The organism is Hyalangium sp., from assembly GCF_035629615.1.
Classification (GTDB): Bacteria; Myxococcota; Myxococcia; order Myxococcales; family Myxococcaceae; genus Hyalangium.
Map to the genome: position 1 here is coordinate 19,062 of NZ_DASPHO010000691.1, position 15,800 is coordinate 34,861.

General features: G+C 69.0%; 13 protein-coding genes and 1 pseudogene. 3 read left to right on the forward strand and 11 right to left on the reverse strand.

Annotated features, from left to right (window positions below; translation table 11 throughout):
* Window positions 1–2: 2 nt before the first annotated feature.
* From VD972_RS34755 to VD972_RS34785, 7 genes are all read right to left on the reverse strand, one after another.
* Window positions 3–2,366 (reverse strand): tetratricopeptide repeat protein, encoded by a 2,364-nt coding sequence (locus VD972_RS34755; RefSeq protein ID WP_324993107.1) that lies wholly within the window; start codon window positions 2,364–2,366, stop codon window positions 3–5.
* Between the two features lie 11 nt (window positions 2,367–2,377).
* Complete coding sequence (locus VD972_RS34760; protein ID WP_324993108.1) at window positions 2,378–3,178, reverse strand: dihydrolipoamide acetyltransferase; 801 nt, start codon at window positions 3,176–3,178, stop codon at window positions 2,378–2,380.
* A gap of 95 nt (window positions 3,179–3,273) precedes the next feature.
* Entirely contained in the window at window positions 3,274–3,861 is a 588-nt protein-coding gene (gene mglA, locus VD972_RS34765) for a gliding-motility regulator Ras-like GTPase MglA (RefSeq protein WP_002613100.1), read from the reverse strand.
* A gap of 11 nt (window positions 3,862–3,872) precedes the next feature.
* Window positions 3,873–4,352, reverse strand: a complete 480-nt coding sequence (gene mglB, locus VD972_RS34770; RefSeq protein ID WP_324993109.1) for a gliding-motility regulator GTPase-activating protein MglB — start codon at window positions 4,350–4,352, stop codon at window positions 3,873–3,875.
* A gap of 182 nt (window positions 4,353–4,534) precedes the next feature.
* Window positions 4,535–5,524 (reverse strand): hypothetical protein, encoded by a 990-nt coding sequence (locus VD972_RS34775; RefSeq protein ID WP_324993110.1) that lies wholly within the window; start codon window positions 5,522–5,524, stop codon window positions 4,535–4,537.
* Window positions 5,525–5,573: 49 nt separating this feature from the next.
* Window positions 5,574–6,236, reverse strand: a complete 663-nt coding sequence (locus VD972_RS34780; RefSeq protein ID WP_324993111.1) for a hypothetical protein — start codon at window positions 6,234–6,236, stop codon at window positions 5,574–5,576.
* A gap of 123 nt (window positions 6,237–6,359) precedes the next feature.
* Window positions 6,360–7,511, reverse strand: coding sequence for a pre-toxin TG domain-containing protein (locus tag VD972_RS34785; RefSeq protein ID WP_324993112.1), 1,152 nt, complete (start codon window positions 7,509–7,511; stop codon window positions 6,360–6,362).
* Between the two features lie 660 nt (window positions 7,512–8,171).
* On the opposite strand from VD972_RS34785, the gene VD972_RS34790 reads away from it, so the two are divergent.
* The 3 genes from VD972_RS34790 (at window position 8,172) to VD972_RS34800 (ending at window position 13,545) form a co-directional block, all read left to right on the forward strand.
* Complete coding sequence (locus tag VD972_RS34790; RefSeq protein WP_324993113.1) at window positions 8,172–9,752, forward strand: MSCRAMM family protein; 1,581 nt, start codon at window positions 8,172–8,174, stop codon at window positions 9,750–9,752.
* Between the two features lie 233 nt (window positions 9,753–9,985).
* Entirely contained in the window at window positions 9,986–11,749 is a 1,764-nt protein-coding gene (locus VD972_RS34795) for a hypothetical protein (protein WP_414654179.1), read from the forward strand.
* On the forward strand, window positions 11,746–13,545 hold the full coding sequence (locus tag VD972_RS34800) for a protein kinase domain-containing protein (protein WP_324993115.1): 1,800 nt from the start codon (window positions 11,746–11,748) through the stop codon (window positions 13,543–13,545). The genes VD972_RS34795 and VD972_RS34800 overlap by 4 nt, the downstream gene beginning before the upstream one ends.
* 6 nt (window positions 13,546–13,551) lie before the next feature.
* On the opposite strand, the gene recR is transcribed toward VD972_RS34800, so the two are convergent.
* The 4 genes and pseudogenes from recR to VD972_RS34820 form a co-directional block, all read right to left on the reverse strand.
* Complete coding sequence (gene recR, locus VD972_RS34805) at window positions 13,552–14,145, reverse strand: recombination mediator RecR (RefSeq protein ID WP_324993116.1); 594 nt, start codon at window positions 14,143–14,145, stop codon at window positions 13,552–13,554.
* Window positions 14,146–14,151: 6 nt separating this feature from the next.
* A complete protein-coding gene (locus VD972_RS34810) occupies window positions 14,152–14,469 on the reverse strand; it encodes a YbaB/EbfC family nucleoid-associated protein (protein WP_324993117.1) in 318 nt (105 codons plus the stop codon).
* A 91-nt stretch (window positions 14,470–14,560) separates the two neighbouring features.
* Window positions 14,561–15,256 carry a DNA polymerase III subunit gamma/tau gene (locus VD972_RS34815; protein WP_324993118.1) on the reverse strand — a complete coding sequence of 232 codons (696 nt, stop codon included), beginning with the start codon at window positions 15,254–15,256 and terminating at the stop codon, window positions 14,561–14,563.
* A 148-nt stretch (window positions 15,257–15,404) separates the two neighbouring features.
* A pseudogene (locus tag VD972_RS34820) lies at window positions 15,405–15,800 on the reverse strand (DNA polymerase III subunit gamma/tau); the annotation flags it as partial.

The window sequence follows — 15,800 nt, forward strand, 5'->3', positions numbered from 1 at the left end:
GCTTACTCGACGTCCTTGAGGACTTCCTTGAAGTCTCGGTCCAGTGCGCGCAGCTCCTGATCCTTCTGCGCGGACAGCTTCTGGATCTCCCCCGTCTTGTCCTGCTTGCGGGTGAAGGCCACATCCACGATGCCCACGTCGCCCTTGAGGACCAGGTCGTAGAACTGCTGGCGCACGCGGCGGAAGCTGTCGTAGGCGATGCGGCCCACCAGGTTGCGCGCGTTGCCGGACACGGAGGCCACCTCTGTGTCGTACTGGTTGAGCAGGCGCTGCTCGGCCCGCACCTTGTCGCGGATGACGCGGCCGCGGCGCTCGAGCTGGCCGCGCAGCACGCCCTTGGCGGTCGTCACCCGGTTGCGCAGCCCGTCCGTGCGCTCCCGCACCTCCTGGACGCGTGCCATCAGCTGGCCCACTTCCTCGGGCAGCCGCCCGGCGAACGAAGAGACCAGCGTGTGCTCCTTCTGCAGCACCTCGTAGAACTGCTGGCGGATCAGCTCTTCGCCCGCCACGGCGGTGGCCACGGCGTTGCGCTCGTCCGCCAGCTGGGCGCGGGTGCGCTCCAGATCCTTCTGCAGGTTCTCCAGCGCGTCCTGCTCCGTCTGGAGCGCGGTGAGGAACTGCACCTCCTCCTCGGGCGGCGTCTTGCGCTCGGCGCGCGTGTCCTCCACCCACTTGCGCACGGCGGTGGCGATGGCGCGCAGGCTCTGCAGCTCGTAGCCCAGGCGGAAGGCCTCCCGGTCCAGCTCGTCCACGGTGGCCTGCATGCGCTGGCGCCGCTCCTCCAGCTCGCGCTGTGTGGTGGGCAGCAGGGCAAAGCGCTGGCCCAGCGCCTCGCGCTCCTTGCGAATGGCCTCCAGCTGCTGGCGCTCCTCGGGGCTGAGGTGCTCCAGCACCGCGGAGGACTCCACCTGCACCAGCACCTGCTCCACACGGGTGAGCCCGCTCTCCACCGCGTCCGCGCGGGTGTAGCCCTCCTGCAGCTCCGGGAACGTCTCCAGCCCGCGCTCGTCCAGCGCCTGGAGGATGCGCGTGGCCAGCCCGCGCGCCTCGGTGACGCCCTTGCGGCCGCTCTCCAGATCGGTGATCAGCGCCACCGCGCCGGACACCTCCTCCTGCGTCTTCGCGTAGCGCAGCGCCACGGGCGGGAGGATGGTGCTCAGGTCCAGCGTGCGCTCGGTGCGCGACAGCAGGTTGTCGAAGTAGGCCACCGGGTCCTGCGTGCGCGAGAGCAGCTCGTCCAGCCTGTCCCGCACCGGCCCGTACGTGGAGATGACGCCCTCGTACGTCTGCGTGGCCTCGTCGTACTGCTGCAGCTTGAGCAGCAGGTGCCCCTGGAGCAGCCGCGCGTCCGGCGCCAGCGGAGACTCCGGATCCACCAGCAGGAGGATGTCGATGGCGTTCTTGGCCCGCTGGAAGTCGCCCTTCTTCACCTGCGCCCAGGCCGTCTCGTAGAGCGAGTCCACGAACGAATCGCTGTTGCGGGGGATGTCCAGGTACCGATCCAGCGCCTCGTCCAGCTTGCCCGTCTCGTAGAGCAGCCGGCCCAGGGAGAGGTTGGACAGCTCCTGGATGCGGAGCTCCTCCGCGTCGCTGGCGGGCAGGGCGGCCAGCTCGCGGAAGCGCGTGATGGCGCCCTCCAGATCTCCGGACTGCACGGACAGCACGCCCAGATGGTAGGAGCTCTGCAGCCGGACGATGCGGATGTTGGAGGTCGTCAGCGGCTCGAAGGCCTCGCGGGCGCGGGCGATGCGATCCTCGCTCTTCAGGTCCGTGCGCTTGAAGATCCACTTGGCGTAGACGTACGCCAGCTCCGGCGGGAGCTGGCCGCCGGACAGCTTCTTGGCCTGCGAGATGTACTCGTCGATGCCCTCGAACTGGTTGAGCCGGCTGGCGACGCTCAGGTAGCGCGACAGCGTGTCCTTGTAGCGCTCCGTCGGCGGCAGGGCGAGCAGCTCGCGCAGGTACAGCCGCGCGCCGATGTAGTTCTGCTGCTGCAGCAGCGAGTCGGACAGGTAGAAGAGTGCGTCCGGGTAGCGCGGGCTCTTGGCGAAGCGCGGATCGCTCACTAAGTCATAGAAGAGGACGGAGGCGGCGGTCCAGTCGCCCAGCAGGTACTGGATCTCTCCGTCCGAGAAGCGCCGCACCCGGGCCTCCTCGTCACTGGGCTCGGGGCGCTGGGTGAACTGCGTCTCCACGAAGCGGATGTTCTCGTCCGCGTTCTGCAGCTGCTTGTCCACTTGCTCCAGCTGGCGGACCACCTCGCCGTTGGCCTTCACGGGCTCGGGGGCCGCGGAGGCAGGCCCCGCGGCGAGCCCCCACGCGAATGCCGCCAGGAGGGCCAGAGCGCGGTTCCGAGACACGTTCACCGGCGGTCCCTCTACTTCGTCTCGGAGGTGGAGGCGGCGGGGACCTTGCCGCTCTCAACCTTGGCGGGACCGGAGTCGCGCGACACCTCGATGTCGTAGCGCACCGAGGGGCGATCCTTCAGGTCCGTGGTGATGCCGCCCTTCTCGAAGCCCACCACGCGCACGGTGGTGACCTTGGTGGCCTCCGCGTTGAAGGTGTAGCTGGACTGCACCCGGAACTTGTAGCCCTCGAGGTAGCTGAACACCCCGTAGCCGTTGCCGCGGTACACGAAGCGCACGGCGATCTGGTGCTGCCCCGGGACGATGCGGCCGTTGAAGATCTCGAACTCTTCGCGCTTGTCCAGGTCCCCGTCCTGGTTCACCTTGGTGAAGATGGGGGCGCCGTCCAGCGCGTAGGCCACGGACTCCAGGACGAACGAGTTGCCCATCTCGTTCTTGTGGAAGAGCACGGCACGGGCGCCGGTGGACAGGTCTCCGCCGAGCACCGTCTCCTGCAGCAGCAGCAGCCGCGCCTTGGAGCGGTAGATCTTCTCCTTGAGATCGACGACCTCCTCCTCCAGCGTCTTCACGCGGGTGGTGAAGGCCTCATCGGCCGTCTGCGGCGCGGGCCCGGGCGGGGTGGCGGGGATCTCTCGGGACGCGGGCGCCGCCGGAGGTGCAGCGGGGGTGGGCGCGGGCGCTGCGGGCGTGGACTCGGGCGAGGCGGGCGCTGCCGCAGCGGGCGTCGCGGGCGCTTCCTGGGCGAAGGCGGGCACGCAGAGGCCTGCGGCCAGCAGCGCGAGGAAGCGGAGGATGGAGGAAGCGGAGCGCACGAGCGACCTCGAGTGGAGCCGGCCCGACAGCACAGGTCATACCATCCTTCACCCCTGGCGTTGCAGGGGGGGAGGGCTGGCTGCCTGCCCGCTGCCTAGCCGCCCTTCCTCAGCTCGGTGAGCACCAGCTTGGCCACGGCCTTGAGCGTGTCGAAGACGCCGACACCCGTGGGAGCCACCGCCTGGTACTCGGGGATGTTGCGGGGGTTGAGCGCCTTGCGGATCTCCTCCACCGTCACCGCGTTGGGCAGGTCCCGCTTGTTGTACTGCATCACGTACGGGATCTTGTTCAGATCGTAGCCCTGCTCGGCCAGGTTGATGCGCAGGTTCTCCAGCGACTCCATGTTCGCTTCCATGCGCTCGATCTGGCTGTCGGCCACGAAGACCACGCCGTCCACACCCTTGAGGATCAGCTTGCGGCTGGCGTCGTAGAACACCTGGCCGGGCACCGTGTAGAGGTGGAAGCGCGTCTTGAAGCCGCGGATCTCGCCGAGCGACAGCGGCAGGAAGTCGAAGAAGAGCGTGCGATCTGTCTCGGTGGAGAGCGAGATCAGCTTGCCCTTCGTGTCGGCCGCGGTCTTGTTGTAGATGTACTGCAGGTTGGTCGTCTTCCCGCAGAGGCCCGGCCCGTAATAGACGATCTTGCAGTTGATCTCGCGGGAGGAGTAGTTGATGAAGGACATGGCTTCCCGGGTTATTCGCTGAAGAGGTTGTCGATATCGTCGTCGGAGATCTCGGCGAACGGCGAGCCGAGCCCGGGAGTGTCGGTCTTCTTCACCAGGCTCTCGAAGATCTTCCCCAGCTCGTCGCTGGCCTTCTTGATGCGCAGGCGCACCAGACCGAGGCTCGTGCGGTTGTCGAAGATGACCACGAGCACGACCCGGCTCCCGACGATGGTCATGTAGAGAGAGTCCTTCGCCCCCTCGTGGAATTGATTGGGGAACTCATTCTCCCCAATCAGCTTGGCCAGCCCGCCCATCGCCGCCACGTTGCCGGCCGTCAGCGAGGCCAGTGAGGTGGTGTCGATGTTCTGGGTCTGCCCCGCGGAGGAGATGAGCTGCCCGTTCTTGTCGACGAGGAACACCACCTTCGCGTTCGCGTCCTTGGTGAGCCGGTCGCAAACGGCGTTGATCTTGGTGAACTCCTCTTCGTACATCACCAGTTGCGTGCCCATGGGCGTATCCGCTCCTCTACGCTCCTCAGCGTTCGCTTCTACCTGTGCTTCGGCAGCGCCCAGGGTTTCCGGAGTGAATCCCGGAGGTTAGATGCGTCGCTCCCGACCGCGGGATGCTTAGCAGACACAATGGGGTCCAGCAAGCTACGTGACCGCTCTTCCTCGGAGATCCATGGTTGGCCTCAGGGGACCCGAACCGCTACATCGCTGATCGTACAACGGGGAGCGCCCGGACGGATCGTCGTTCGATCTTCGAGGAAGATCTGGGGGTTGTTCTCCGGGGCCCGGAAGGAGAGGGCGTTCTGGGCGGGCTCGACCCCTACCTTGAGGGGCATGGGCTCCAGGGTCCCGATGCGGACGCGGAAGTCCTGGCCGAACAGGTCCACGGTGGGTGCGAGGCGGCTCTTGCGCTGGGGCTTGGCGGGGGCGGTGCAGGTGCCCGTCGCGTGGAAGATGTAGGTGAGGCCGGCCTGGAGGTTGCGGGTGCGAAAGGTGCGCTGGCTGCCGCTCTGGAGGGTGCCGCGGGCGCTCCAGGCCTCACTGCCGGAGCGGGGACCTGTTGGGTCGGCGTCCGGGGTGCGACGGGCGGCTACCTCCTGAGCGCGGGCGGCGCGCTCGGCAACGTCCTGTTCCTCGCGGGCCAGGGACTCGCGGGCCAGGGTGTGGGTCTGGAGGGTGGCCTGGTGGCGGGCGAGCAGCTCGCGGGCGGGCGGGCCGTACTCGGGATCTTCGGTGAGGGGTTGGGCCAGCTTGACGACGAGGGCGCTCTCGGACTCCTGGTCGGCGAGCTGGGCGCGGAGGAAGCGGGCGCGGGTGGAGGTGCGTGGGTGGGCCTGGAGGGTCTGGTCGAGCAGCTTCGCGGCGGCGGTACGCTCGTCCACGGCGATGAGGCTCTCAGCGTGGGCGGTGCGCACGCTGGCGTCGTCCGGTGCGAGGGCCAGGGCTCGCTGGGTGAGGGCGAAGGCGAGGACGGAGTCCTGGGGGCGGCAGGTGGCAGAGCCCCGGGCGAGCAGGCGCGCGGCGTCGAGGTTGCGCTCGGCGTGCGTGCTGTTGGTGGGGGCGAAGAGCTGGTGGAGGCCCTCGCAGTCTTGGGCCGCCAGGAGCTTCTCACCCTTCGCCAGGCGCGTGTCCTTGGGCGCGGCCAGGAGGGTGATCAAGAGGAGGAAGTGCATGGGCCGTCTTTATGGGATGGGCCTGACACTGACAACCCATTGCGTCAGGTCAGTGGAACATCGGCGCAGGGAGGTTGGGGACGCGGGTGGGCTTGAGGTGGCGCTCGGGGTCATAGAAGCACTCGGGGCCCAGGTGGGCGATGAGCTGGTGCTCGCGCGCGGTGCCTTCGGGGGTTGCGGCCTGGGTGGGCAGCTCGTAGGGCTGGACGAGGACGATGCCGTCGCCCAGGTCCTGCTTGAACTCACCGGAGAGGGAGTTCAGCCGCTCGCCGAGCGTCTGGACGAAGAGCGGGCCGAAGAAGTTGCGCCAGAACAGGCCCGCCAGCCCTTCTCCATAGCCGCGGACGGTGGACTCCTGGATGGAGCCTAAGCCATCGGGGCTGGGGACGAGCCGCTGGGTCTTCGGCTTCAGATCAGCATTCAGCGCTGTAATGGCCAGCGGTGAGTTCACCAGGCGCATGACGTCCGCTACCTGCCGTTGATGAGTCTGACGCCAGGCCGGCTTGGAGGCTTCCCTGGCCGACGTCTCCCAGGTGATGCCTCCAATATAGGGGTATTCTGCGGACTTCGCGCAGTAGAGCAGGAAGAAATCCCGATCCGTGCGGGCAGCAACGGTGATCTTGTGGAACTGCTCATAGTGCTCGATGAGCGCGTCGTAGTCGATGCTCTCGGGATCGAGGCGTTTATCCAGCGAGGCTCTGCCGAATCTCATCGGACGGAACCACCGGTATTCTTCAAACACCCTGCGGAAGAAGGTCTGGACCACCGCGCTGGCAAGAGGGCCAGGGGGCAGGCAGATCTCTGTCGTCAAGTACTGGATCGGCATCGGAGATACCTAAGGGAAGACTCTGATCGTCGCCTTGCGTTCATCGGCGAGTTTCCTTAATTCCGCCTCGAGCGGCTGCGTGAGCCGCGTCGCGCCGTCAGGGTGCTTGGACGAGCGGATCCATAGCTCTACATGGCCGCCGTGCTTGTCTACATAGTCCAGCATGGCCTTGAGGTTGCCACCCAGAGCGAGCTCTTTGCGCGCCTTGGCTTCGATGAAGAAGTAGGGCTGGCCCCACACCAACTCCTCCGGCGTGTGGCTCCTCAACACCGCGTCCGGAATGAATCCCGCCGCAGGACTGCCCGGTGGCGGGAGCATCAGCGCCCTGTTCTTTTGCAGGGCCCGCGCCTTGAGCACCTGTTGTTCGAACTCGCCGCCCGCCTCCTTGTTCCTGACGATCAGCTCGTACTTCTTCCTCCAGTCCGCGTCGATGGCGAAGCGGAAGCGAGGGTACTTGCCCGGGTGACGGAACTGGTAGTCCACCCAGGCGGCCGCCATGTGCTCGGCCGAGCCGGGTTCCAGCCGGATTCCCGCCTCTCCCAGCCGCGCGCCTACCAGCGGCACCTTGCCCCCGCGTCGTAAAGTGTCCGCCGCCTTCAGCAGAGGTTTCTCCAGCCCGGCCGCCACCCGCCGCAGGAATGCTACGTCCTCCTCCGCCAGCTGCTCCCCCTTGGCAGCTCGGCGAAGGAGCCCCTCCACCTGAGCTGTCTCCTCAGGGCTCAGGTGCGCGGCCACGCGCTGCAGCACCCGCATCTCCTCCAGGCTCCGGCCGGTGACGAGCGCCGTGCGCTCCAGCAGCTCACCGCCCCCGGACAACGCCCGTCCGGGCACCAGCGGCAGCAGCACTCCCACCGCGCACAGCAGCCGATCGTTCACCTCCAGCTTGCGGCCCGTGATGCTGTAGCCGGTGAGGACGCATGCGCCGTCCGTCAGCTCACCCACTCCAGGCAGTGCGCCATAGAGCAGCTCCACCACCAGCTCCTCGGGCGGAGGGCTCTTGTCCTCCGGTGGCGTGTAGTCCAGGTGAGGAGGGGCGATGCGGCCCAGCTCGATGGCCGTGGCCAGTGCGCTGCGCCGTGCCAGCAGGTAGAGCGCCACCTCCGTGGGGCTGCGGCGCAAGAGCTCCTCGTCCCGGGCATGGTCGTAGGCCCAGTCCAGCACTGCCTTGGCGAGCGCTTCCAGCGATTGGGTGCGCAGCGGGTGCTCGGTGAGCAGGTGCCGTCAGCTCTGCATGCACCTCGACGGGCACATGCTGTTGCAGCTCGGCTTCGCTCTGGCTCAGCGCCCACTGCCGCAACTCCAGCAGCACCCACAGCTCGCGCCGCTTCTCCTCCTCCGTCAGCCCTCCGCGCTCCAAGCGCTCCTGCTGGTCGCGGATGAAGTCCATGTAGCGGCTCACCGCCCGCGTGCGCGCCTCCTCCTGAGCACCTCCTTGGGCCGCCTCGGACCGCGTTCCCGTCTCCCGCCGCTGCTGCAGGGAGCGCCGCTGCCGCCAGCTCTCATTGATGTCGCCACAGCCCGCCAAGAAACCACAAGGCTCCCTGAGGACCGGTCCAGAGGCGCAGCCGCACACGGTCATCACGCTCAACGTCAGTGCCGCCACTGTGCTCAGGCTCCGGCGCGGTCTCTGAACGGGACCGTGTCCTCTGCCGTGCTCACGCGTGAGACCGCCCATGGCCAAACTCTAGGAACCTGCCGTGCGGGGCAGGAGGACCTGGGGTGTAGGATGACCGCTGCGACCTGGGGGGCCTTCCCGAACCCAAGGGGTTTCTTTCGCTAGAGTTTTGGGGACCTTGGGGCTTTCCCTATACTCCGTGGGCCTTGGCCCGTCTGCGCCGTACGCCTACCTTTCTCGTCATCCTTGCGCTCACCTTGGGGGTGGGGCCGCGCGTCGCCTTGGCGCAGGTGGAGCCTCCTCCCGCGCCGGGGATCGTGCTGGAGCGGGCGTCGTTGCGGCTGCGCTACGGCCTCTCGCTGCGCAGCGGCGACCAGGTGGATGCCGGGCCGGGGCTCGCCTACTCGGGCGTGACGCCCAATGATCTGGCGGTGTGGGCCGCCTTCTATGGACTGGGTGTGGAGTGGCTGGGCGCCCAGGCCAGCCTCCAGCGGGAGGCCTTCACCCTGAACCGCGAGTCGGATCGCGTCACCGAGGGGAGCCTGCTGCGCGTCTCGCTGGGAGTGGTCGCTCGCCGCCACCTCGGTCCCGTCCTGGGCGAGCTGCGTGCCGGGTATGGCTTCGCGCATCTCCCCGTCTTCGGGGCCTCGGCAACGCCCTCGCCCGTGTTTCAGCGAGGGGGACGTCATTCCGCGCTCCTGGGCGGCCGGCTGCGCTTCCCCATCTTCCAGCGGGTGCAAGGCGAGGTACGTGGGGAGTTCCCCCTGGCGCTCGCCGCCCAGGCCCCAGCAGGAGAGGGCGCGTCCTCCAGTGGCTTCGCGGCGGGCGCCGCCGTGCTCGTCCCGGTGAGGCAGTTGGGCCAATGGGTGGGCGCACTCGTGCTCGACTACCAGTACGTTCATGATCAGCTGGAGGCCGACCGCGGAGCCCGCTCCGCCCAGACGATTCAGCGAGTCGGTGCGGCGCTGCAGCTCTCATGGCTCGACGCCTCGAGCTCCGCGCCGTCGCAGCTCCAGGAGCGCCCGGGCTCCCTGGCGCTCCAGGTGTTGGATGCGGACACGAAGACACCGCTGGCCGGTGCAAAGGTAACGCTCGTGGCGAAGGGCGGCGCCTCAGAGCCTCGCACTGCCGACGCGAAGGGGCAGGTGGTGGAGGCGGAGCTCGGGCCCGGGGAGGTGGTGGCCCAGGTCTCCGCGGAAGGTTACGAGCCAGCCGAGGGCCGCGTCACAGTTGCATCAGGGGAGCGTGCCACGCTGGAGGTTCAGGCGCGCAAGCTGCCTCCAGCTGTTGGCGGCCTGAAGATCGTCGTCGTCGACAAGCGCGACAACCAGCCCCTGCCGAACGTACCCGTGGTGGTCGGTAACAAGGAGCTGAAGACGAATGCAGCAGGCCAGGCCAGCATCGGCAACCTCGCGCCGGGCCCGGTGCTGGTGAAGGTCTCCGCGCCGGACTTCCAGGCGGTCGAGGAAGCCGCGGTGGTGGTTGCGGGCAAGGAGTCGGAGATGTCCGTCCCGCTCGCGCCGGCCAGACGCCTCGGCTACGCCACCATCTCGGGAACGGTCCGCAGCACCCAGCAAGGCCGGGCCCTCGGCGCGACGCTCGCCATCCCCACGGCCAAGGTGCGCACGCGCACGGATGCCCAGGGCGCCTTCTCGCTGAAGATCAAACCCGGCACCTACCGCATCATCATCTCCGCGAAGGGACACCTGACGCAGACCAAGTCCGTCACCGTGCGCGATGGTGAGCAGGCCATCTTCAACGTCGATCTCTTCCCGAGGATGCGGTGAGAGCGGTCCGCATCGCCTGCGCTTTGCTCCTGGTGTGGGGACTCGTGTCGGCGTGCGGTGATGATCCGCCACCGCCCACGCCTCCTCCCGGGCCCACCAACCAGCCCACCACCCAGCCCACTCTGCCTTCGCAGGAGGTGAGCGGGGGCTCGCTGGCGCGCCTGGAGGCGCTCAAGGGAGAGGTCCAGCTGGAGCGCGGCGGGAAGATGAGCCCCGCGGCGGAAGGGCCGCTGATGAAGGGGGATGCGCTGGAGACGGGGCTGGAGGGCTCCGCCACGGTGCGCTTCTCGGACGGCCGCATGGTGGAGGTGGGCCCCAACGCACGCTTCGTCCTGGATGAGGACACGGCCGGAATCGTGCTTCGGGTGGCACGAGGCATCATCCTCAGCCGGGTCCCCGCGACGCCCAAGGGCCGTCAGGGGCCCGCGGTGGAGCTGCGCATCCTCACCCCGTACGGCCTCACGCGCGTGGGCGGCGAGCAGGCCAGCGAGGTGAGCGTGAGCGTCGGTCCCGAAGAGGGCCGCGTCGAAGTGAAGATGGGCGCCATCCAGTTCGTGACGAAGGATGGCAAGGAGCTGGCGGCCACCGCGGGCCAGTCCGTGGACGTCTCCGCGGGCCGCGCCGAGCTGGTGACAGGCCCGCAGAGGGTGCTCGAGCTGGCCACCATCCAAGTCACCGTGCGGGCAGACTCGGGGCGCGTGGAGGTGCGCTCGAAGGGCAGCTCGCAGTGGCGCACGGCGAAGAAGGGAACCCAGAAGCTGGCGGCGGGGGATGGCGTGCGTGCTCGCGGCGGCACCGCCTACCTCTCTCTGGAGGGCTCTGCCTCTACGATCGCGCTCGCCTCGGGGAGCGAGCTGGTGATGGAGGGCGCGGGCCAGGCCGGCTCCCAGGACGAGGCGCGGCTGGATCTGCGCCAGGGCTCGGTGACGCTGAAGCTCGCGCCCGAGCGGGACAGCCGGGTGGTGATGCCCGGGCTCACGCTGGAGAGCGCCGGGGCGGCGGATCTGAAAGTCCGGCGCACCGCGGACGGCTTCGACGTGGCCGCGCGGGCGGGAGACGTGGTGCTGGTGCGCGGCGATTCCCGCAAGCCGCTGCGCGCGGGCGAGCAGGCCACCGTCGCGGGCCAGGCCGAGGCGAAGGTGGGGCCGCTGGCGCAGGCGCCGCTGTCGCTGCCGACGGTGGAGAACGTGCAGGTGTTCCACCGGGGACTGCCCGAGGTGCAGCTCACCTGGGAGGGAGAGGGGGACGCGGTGCTGGAGGTGGCCTCGGACGCGGCCTTCACCCGGCCCTTGCTGCGCGGCATCGTCCACCAGCCCTTCGCCAACGTACCCGCTCCCGAGCGCGGCAAGCTGTTCTGGCGGGTGCGACGGCCGGACGGTACAGAGGTGACGAAGGGCAGCGCGAGCTTCGCGCCAGAGCGAGCCCCGAAGGATCTGGCGCGCGTCACCAACGAGGTGCCGGAGGGCCCGGAGAAGACGACGATCTTCTACCAGGACAAGCTCCCGGTGGTGATCTTCACCTACTCGCCTGAGCCCCAGGCGGCCAAGTACCGCATTGCCGTGTACCGCAACGGCGAGCTGAGCAAGCCCGTGGCGGAGCGGACCGTGGCCGACACGCGAGCCCCGCTGGAGGCGGGCCTGCTGCGGGAGGGCAACTTCCTCTGGTCCGTCACCCCGCTGTCCCGCTCTGGGCAGGCGCTCCGGGGCGGGCGCATGAACAAGCTGGAGCTGGTGTACGACAACTCGGTGCCTGTCCTCGTCGTGAGCGCCCCCAAGAACGGTCAGCGGTCAGGCAAGCGAGTGCGTGCCGTAGGGGTCGCTCCCGTAGGAACGAAGTTGTCCATCAATGGCCGATCCGTGGCGTTGGATGGCAAGCACCGCTTCGATACCTGGGTGGAGCCAGTGGGCGTTCCCCCCGTTCTGCTGTTTAGAATGCAGAATGCCGGCGCACCGGATGTGTACGTGGTGCGCACCCTGAAGCGAGGTTCCACGGAATGAGCAGCACGCAGCCCGAGCCCGGGAGCCAGGCCTCGAGCCCGACGCTCCTGCACCCTTATGGGCAGTACGTGCTGGTGCGCAAGCTCGCCGAGGGCGGCATGGCGGAGATCTTCCTCGCCAAGCTGCTGGGGGCGGACGGCTTCGAGCGCAACGTCGTCATCAAGCGCATGCTGTCGAACCTGTCCAGCATCCCCGACTTCGTGGAGATGTTCCGGGACGAGGCGCGGCTGGCGGCGCGGCTCTCGCACCCGAACATCATCCAGATCCACGAGCTGGGGTTCATCGAGGGCTGCTACTACATCTGCATGGAGTACCTGGCGGGCGAGGACTTCTCCACCACGCTGCGCCATGCGGGCAAGAAGCGGCAGTACACGCCCATCCCCATCACCTTGCGGGTGCTCGTGGATGCGGCGCGAGGCCTCCACTACGCCCACGACTTTACCAACGAGGAGGGCCAGCCCCTCCACATCGTCCACCGGGACATCTCTCCGTCGAACCTGTATGTGACGTACCAGGGCCAGGTGAAGGTGCTGGACTTCGGCATCGCCAAGGCCGCCTCCCGCGTGGTGCAGACGCGCACCGGCGTGGTGAAGGGCAAGTACATCTACATGGCCCCGGAGCAGGCTCAGGGCAAAGAGGTGGATCGGCGCGCGGACGTGTTCTCGCTCGGGGTGAGCCTCTACGAGTCGCTCACCAACGTGCGGCCCTTCGCCCGAGAGAACGACCTGGCCGTGCTCAACGCGCTGCTGCAGAGCGACTTCATGCCGCCCACCTCGCTGCGCCGGGACATCCCCCCGGAGCTGGAGGCGGTGGTGCTCAAGGCCCTGGCTCTGCGCCCCGAGGATCGCTACGCCACCGCGGCCGACTTCGCCGATGCCATCGAGCACAACGTGAAGGGCAAGCTGGTGCTGGCCACTCACAAGGAGCTCTCCGAGTACCTGCGAGCGCAGTTCGGCGAGGAGCGCTTCACGGCGAAGACCCGTGTCCCCACGCTGGCCTCACTGACGGCCCAGAGCGCCCAGTCGGGCTCCACCCCGCCGAGGGCCGTGGTGTACGCCTCCAGTGGCATCTTCCCCTCGGTCCAGCCGTCCCCGCAGCTCGGCAGCAACACCGGGATCGTCCCACCGCCCGGCGGGGCGCAGGCCTCCGCGGCGAGCAGGCCGCGCCGCTCGGGGTTGTGGATTGGCCTGGTGGGTGGGTTGGTGCTGCTGCTGGCGGGAGGGGGCTTCGTGGCGTGGCGAGGGCTCTCAAGACCGCCCGCCGAAGTGGCCACGCCCACTCCGCCTGTGCCGCCGCCCTCGGAGGAGCAGGCCCCGCCCGGTGGGACTCCGCCAACGACCGTCGCGGCGCTGAACCCGGCAGCAACTCCGACTCCTCCCGTGACGCCCGAGCCCGCCCCTCCGGAGACTGCGCCCGCGATCCCTCCTGCGGGGACGGTGACTCCTCCAGAGCCGATCGAGGACAAGCCGCCGGCGCAGCCGACGGGCAAGACGGGAAAGCCGCGCCCGGTGACGCTGGGCATCCAGGACGTCGAGCGCGTGGTGGCGCGCGGCCGGGCCCGCATCGTGAACTGCTTCGAGCGGTACAAGCAGGACCTGCCCACGAACTCGGGCGTGGTGCGCGTGCAGCTCTCGATCGCGGGCTCGGGTCGCGTGAAGGCCACCACACAAGGGCCGCTGGCCTCCAAGACGGTGGGCCAGTGCCTGGAGAGCCAGGCCGAGCGCCTGCGCTTCCCGGTCCACCGCGACCAGGAGGTCAACGTGGTGCTGCCGTTCGACTACACCGTCACGCGGTAGCGGGCCTCACAGCTCGCGCCGGGCGCTGAGCGCCTTGGCGAGCGTCGCCTGGTCGGCGAACTCGAGGTCTCCGCCCATGGGCAGGCCCTGGGCGATGCGGCTCACGCGGATGCCGATCGGCTTGAGCAGGCGCGTGAGGTAGAGCGCGGTGGCCTCGCCCTCCACGTCCGGGTTGGTGGCGACGATGATCTCCTCCACCTTGCCGTCGTTGAGGCGCTCCAGCAGCTCCTTGATGCGCAGCTGCTCGGGGCCCACGCCCTCCAGCGGGGAGAGGACGCCGTGCAGCACGTGGTAGCGGCCGCGGAACTCGCGCGTGCGCTCCAGGGCCATCAGGTCCGCGAAGGTCTCCACCACGCAGAGCACCTTCTCGTCCCGGCGGGTGTCCCGGCAGAAGCCGCACAGCTCCGAGTCCGTGAGCGAGTAGCACCGCGAGCACAGGTGCACCTTCTCCTTCACCTCGCGGATGGCCTGGGACAGCTCCGCGGCGTAGTCGCCGGGGGCCCGCAGGATGTGGAACGCGAGGCGCTGCGCCGTCTTCTCGCCGATGCCCGGGAGCTTCGCGAGCTGGGCGACCAGCCGGTTGAGAGGATCGGGGGTCATCCGGTCTTAGGTAACGCCCGGGATCTTGACGCCGCCGGAGATTTTCGCGAGCTCCTTCTGCATGTGCTGACGGCTGCTCGCCAGGGCAGCGTTCACCGCGGCGGTGATGAGGTCCTCGAGCATCCCGGGGTCGCTCGGGTCGATCGCGGACTTGTCGATCTTGATGCTGCGGATCTCCTGGACGCCGTTGGCGATCACCGTCACCCGGCCCTCGCCGGACTTGGCCTCGACGGTCTCGTTGGCCAGCTCCTGCTTGCGCTGCTCGATCTTCTCCGTGAGCTTGTTCGCTTGGCGGATGAAGTAGTTCAGGTCGATGCCAGGCATGGTGCTTCCTCTTCGATCTGGAGGGCGGGCGCCTGCCAGGCACCCGAGATGAAGGATGTGAGGCGCAACCTACCGTCGCACGCGTCCTTTGTCAGGCGCTCTCCTCAGGAGATTCGACCGTTGGGCTGGCCGCTGGGCGCTCAGGTTCGAGCACCTGGATGTGCTCGATCTCACCCCCCAGGTGCTTGAGCACGGCGCGGATGGCAGGGTGTGAACGGACCTTGCCCTCGGTGGTGTGCTGGTGGGCGGTGCGGGCCTGGGCCTCCTGCTCGGCGATGCTCAGGGTGGCGGCAACCTCCCCGGTAGCCTCCTCGACCAGGAGCTTCGTGGGACGGCCGAAGTGCTCCGAGAGCGCCTTCTCCACGAGGGCCCGGCCGGTGCCGCCCATGACCTGGCCTCGGTGGAACGCGGCCGCTGCGATGTAGGCCACACCCACCTCCCCCGGGCGCAGCCACAGCAGGCGCCCATGGGCGAGCGCGGCCCCATGGCGGGGGCTGGCGGCCTTGACGGCCTCTACCGCAGCGCGCCATCGCTCACCCGCGGAGAGGGAGGGTGTGTCCCGGCCGGTGCTGGCCAGAGGGGGCATGGCAGCCGTGGGCTGAGAGGGCGCGGCCGCCGTGGGCTGAGGTGGCACGGCAGCTGCGGACTCCTGCTGGGGAGCGTCCGGGAGGCACTCTCCGGAGGCGCACCCCTCCGCGGAGCCTTCCTCGGCGAAGAGCCGCTCCTCGTCGTCATCAACGGCCTCGGTCTCAGGCCCCACCGGCCTGCGCACGTTGGTGAGGCGCACCTGGGGCGCAGGCTCGGTGACCCGCGAGAGCGGCGTTGCCCCAGCGGGCGCAAGGGGCGCGGGAGCCCGTGGGGCTTCCGCCGGGCGCGTGGCGGCAGGAGGGGCGGGGGGCGGGTTGGGGCGAGCGGGCTCGGCGGGAGCGGGGCGCTCAGACGCGAAAGTTCGTGGAACCGGAGCGACCTCCAGGCGCTCCGGACTGGGACCGCGTGGCCTCACCGCCATTCAGACCCTGGGCGAGCCGATCCACCTTGGCAAGGAGGTCCGGGATGCTGCTGGCTGGGGAGAGCTGGATGGCCTTGAGGAGAGCCATCTCCAGCGCGAGCCGCGGCTGGGAGGCGCGGGACACCTCCCACACGCAGCCGTGGACGATGTCAAACAGGCGCGCGAGCTGGGCGGAGTCCGCCTCCTGGGCGAGCGCCACGAGCGCCTTCTGCTCGGACTCGGCGAGCTCGGAGGGGGCCTCGCCCAGGGCCTTGGTGACGAAGAGGTGGCGCAGCTGGAGCGCCACCTCCTCCGCGAGCCGCTTGAGATCCAGGCCGCGGTT

Coding starts and splice junctions, on each gene's coding strand:
- VD972_RS34795 (WP_414654179.1), top strand. CDS start 9,986: ATGAAGGGGGATGCGCTGGAGACGGGGCTGGAGGGCTCCGCCACGGTG.
- mglB (WP_324993109.1), bottom strand. CDS start 4,352: ATGGGCACGCAACTGGTGATGTACGAAGAGGAGTTCACCAAGATCAAC.
- VD972_RS34780 (WP_324993111.1), bottom strand. CDS start 6,236: ATGAGATTCGGCAGAGCCTCGCTGGATAAACGCCTCGATCCCGAGAGC.
- mglA (WP_002613100.1), bottom strand. CDS start 3,861: ATGTCCTTCATCAACTACTCCTCCCGCGAGATCAACTGCAAGATCGTC.
- recR (WP_324993116.1), bottom strand. CDS start 14,145: ATGACCCCCGATCCTCTCAACCGGCTGGTCGCCCAGCTCGCGAAGCTC.
- VD972_RS34800 (WP_324993115.1), top strand. CDS start 11,746: ATGAGCAGCACGCAGCCCGAGCCCGGGAGCCAGGCCTCGAGCCCGACG.
- VD972_RS34810 (WP_324993117.1), bottom strand. CDS start 14,469: ATGCCTGGCATCGACCTGAACTACTTCATCCGCCAAGCGAACAAGCTC.
- VD972_RS34775 (WP_324993110.1), bottom strand. CDS start 5,524: ATGCACTTCCTCCTCTTGATCACCCTCCTGGCCGCGCCCAAGGACACG.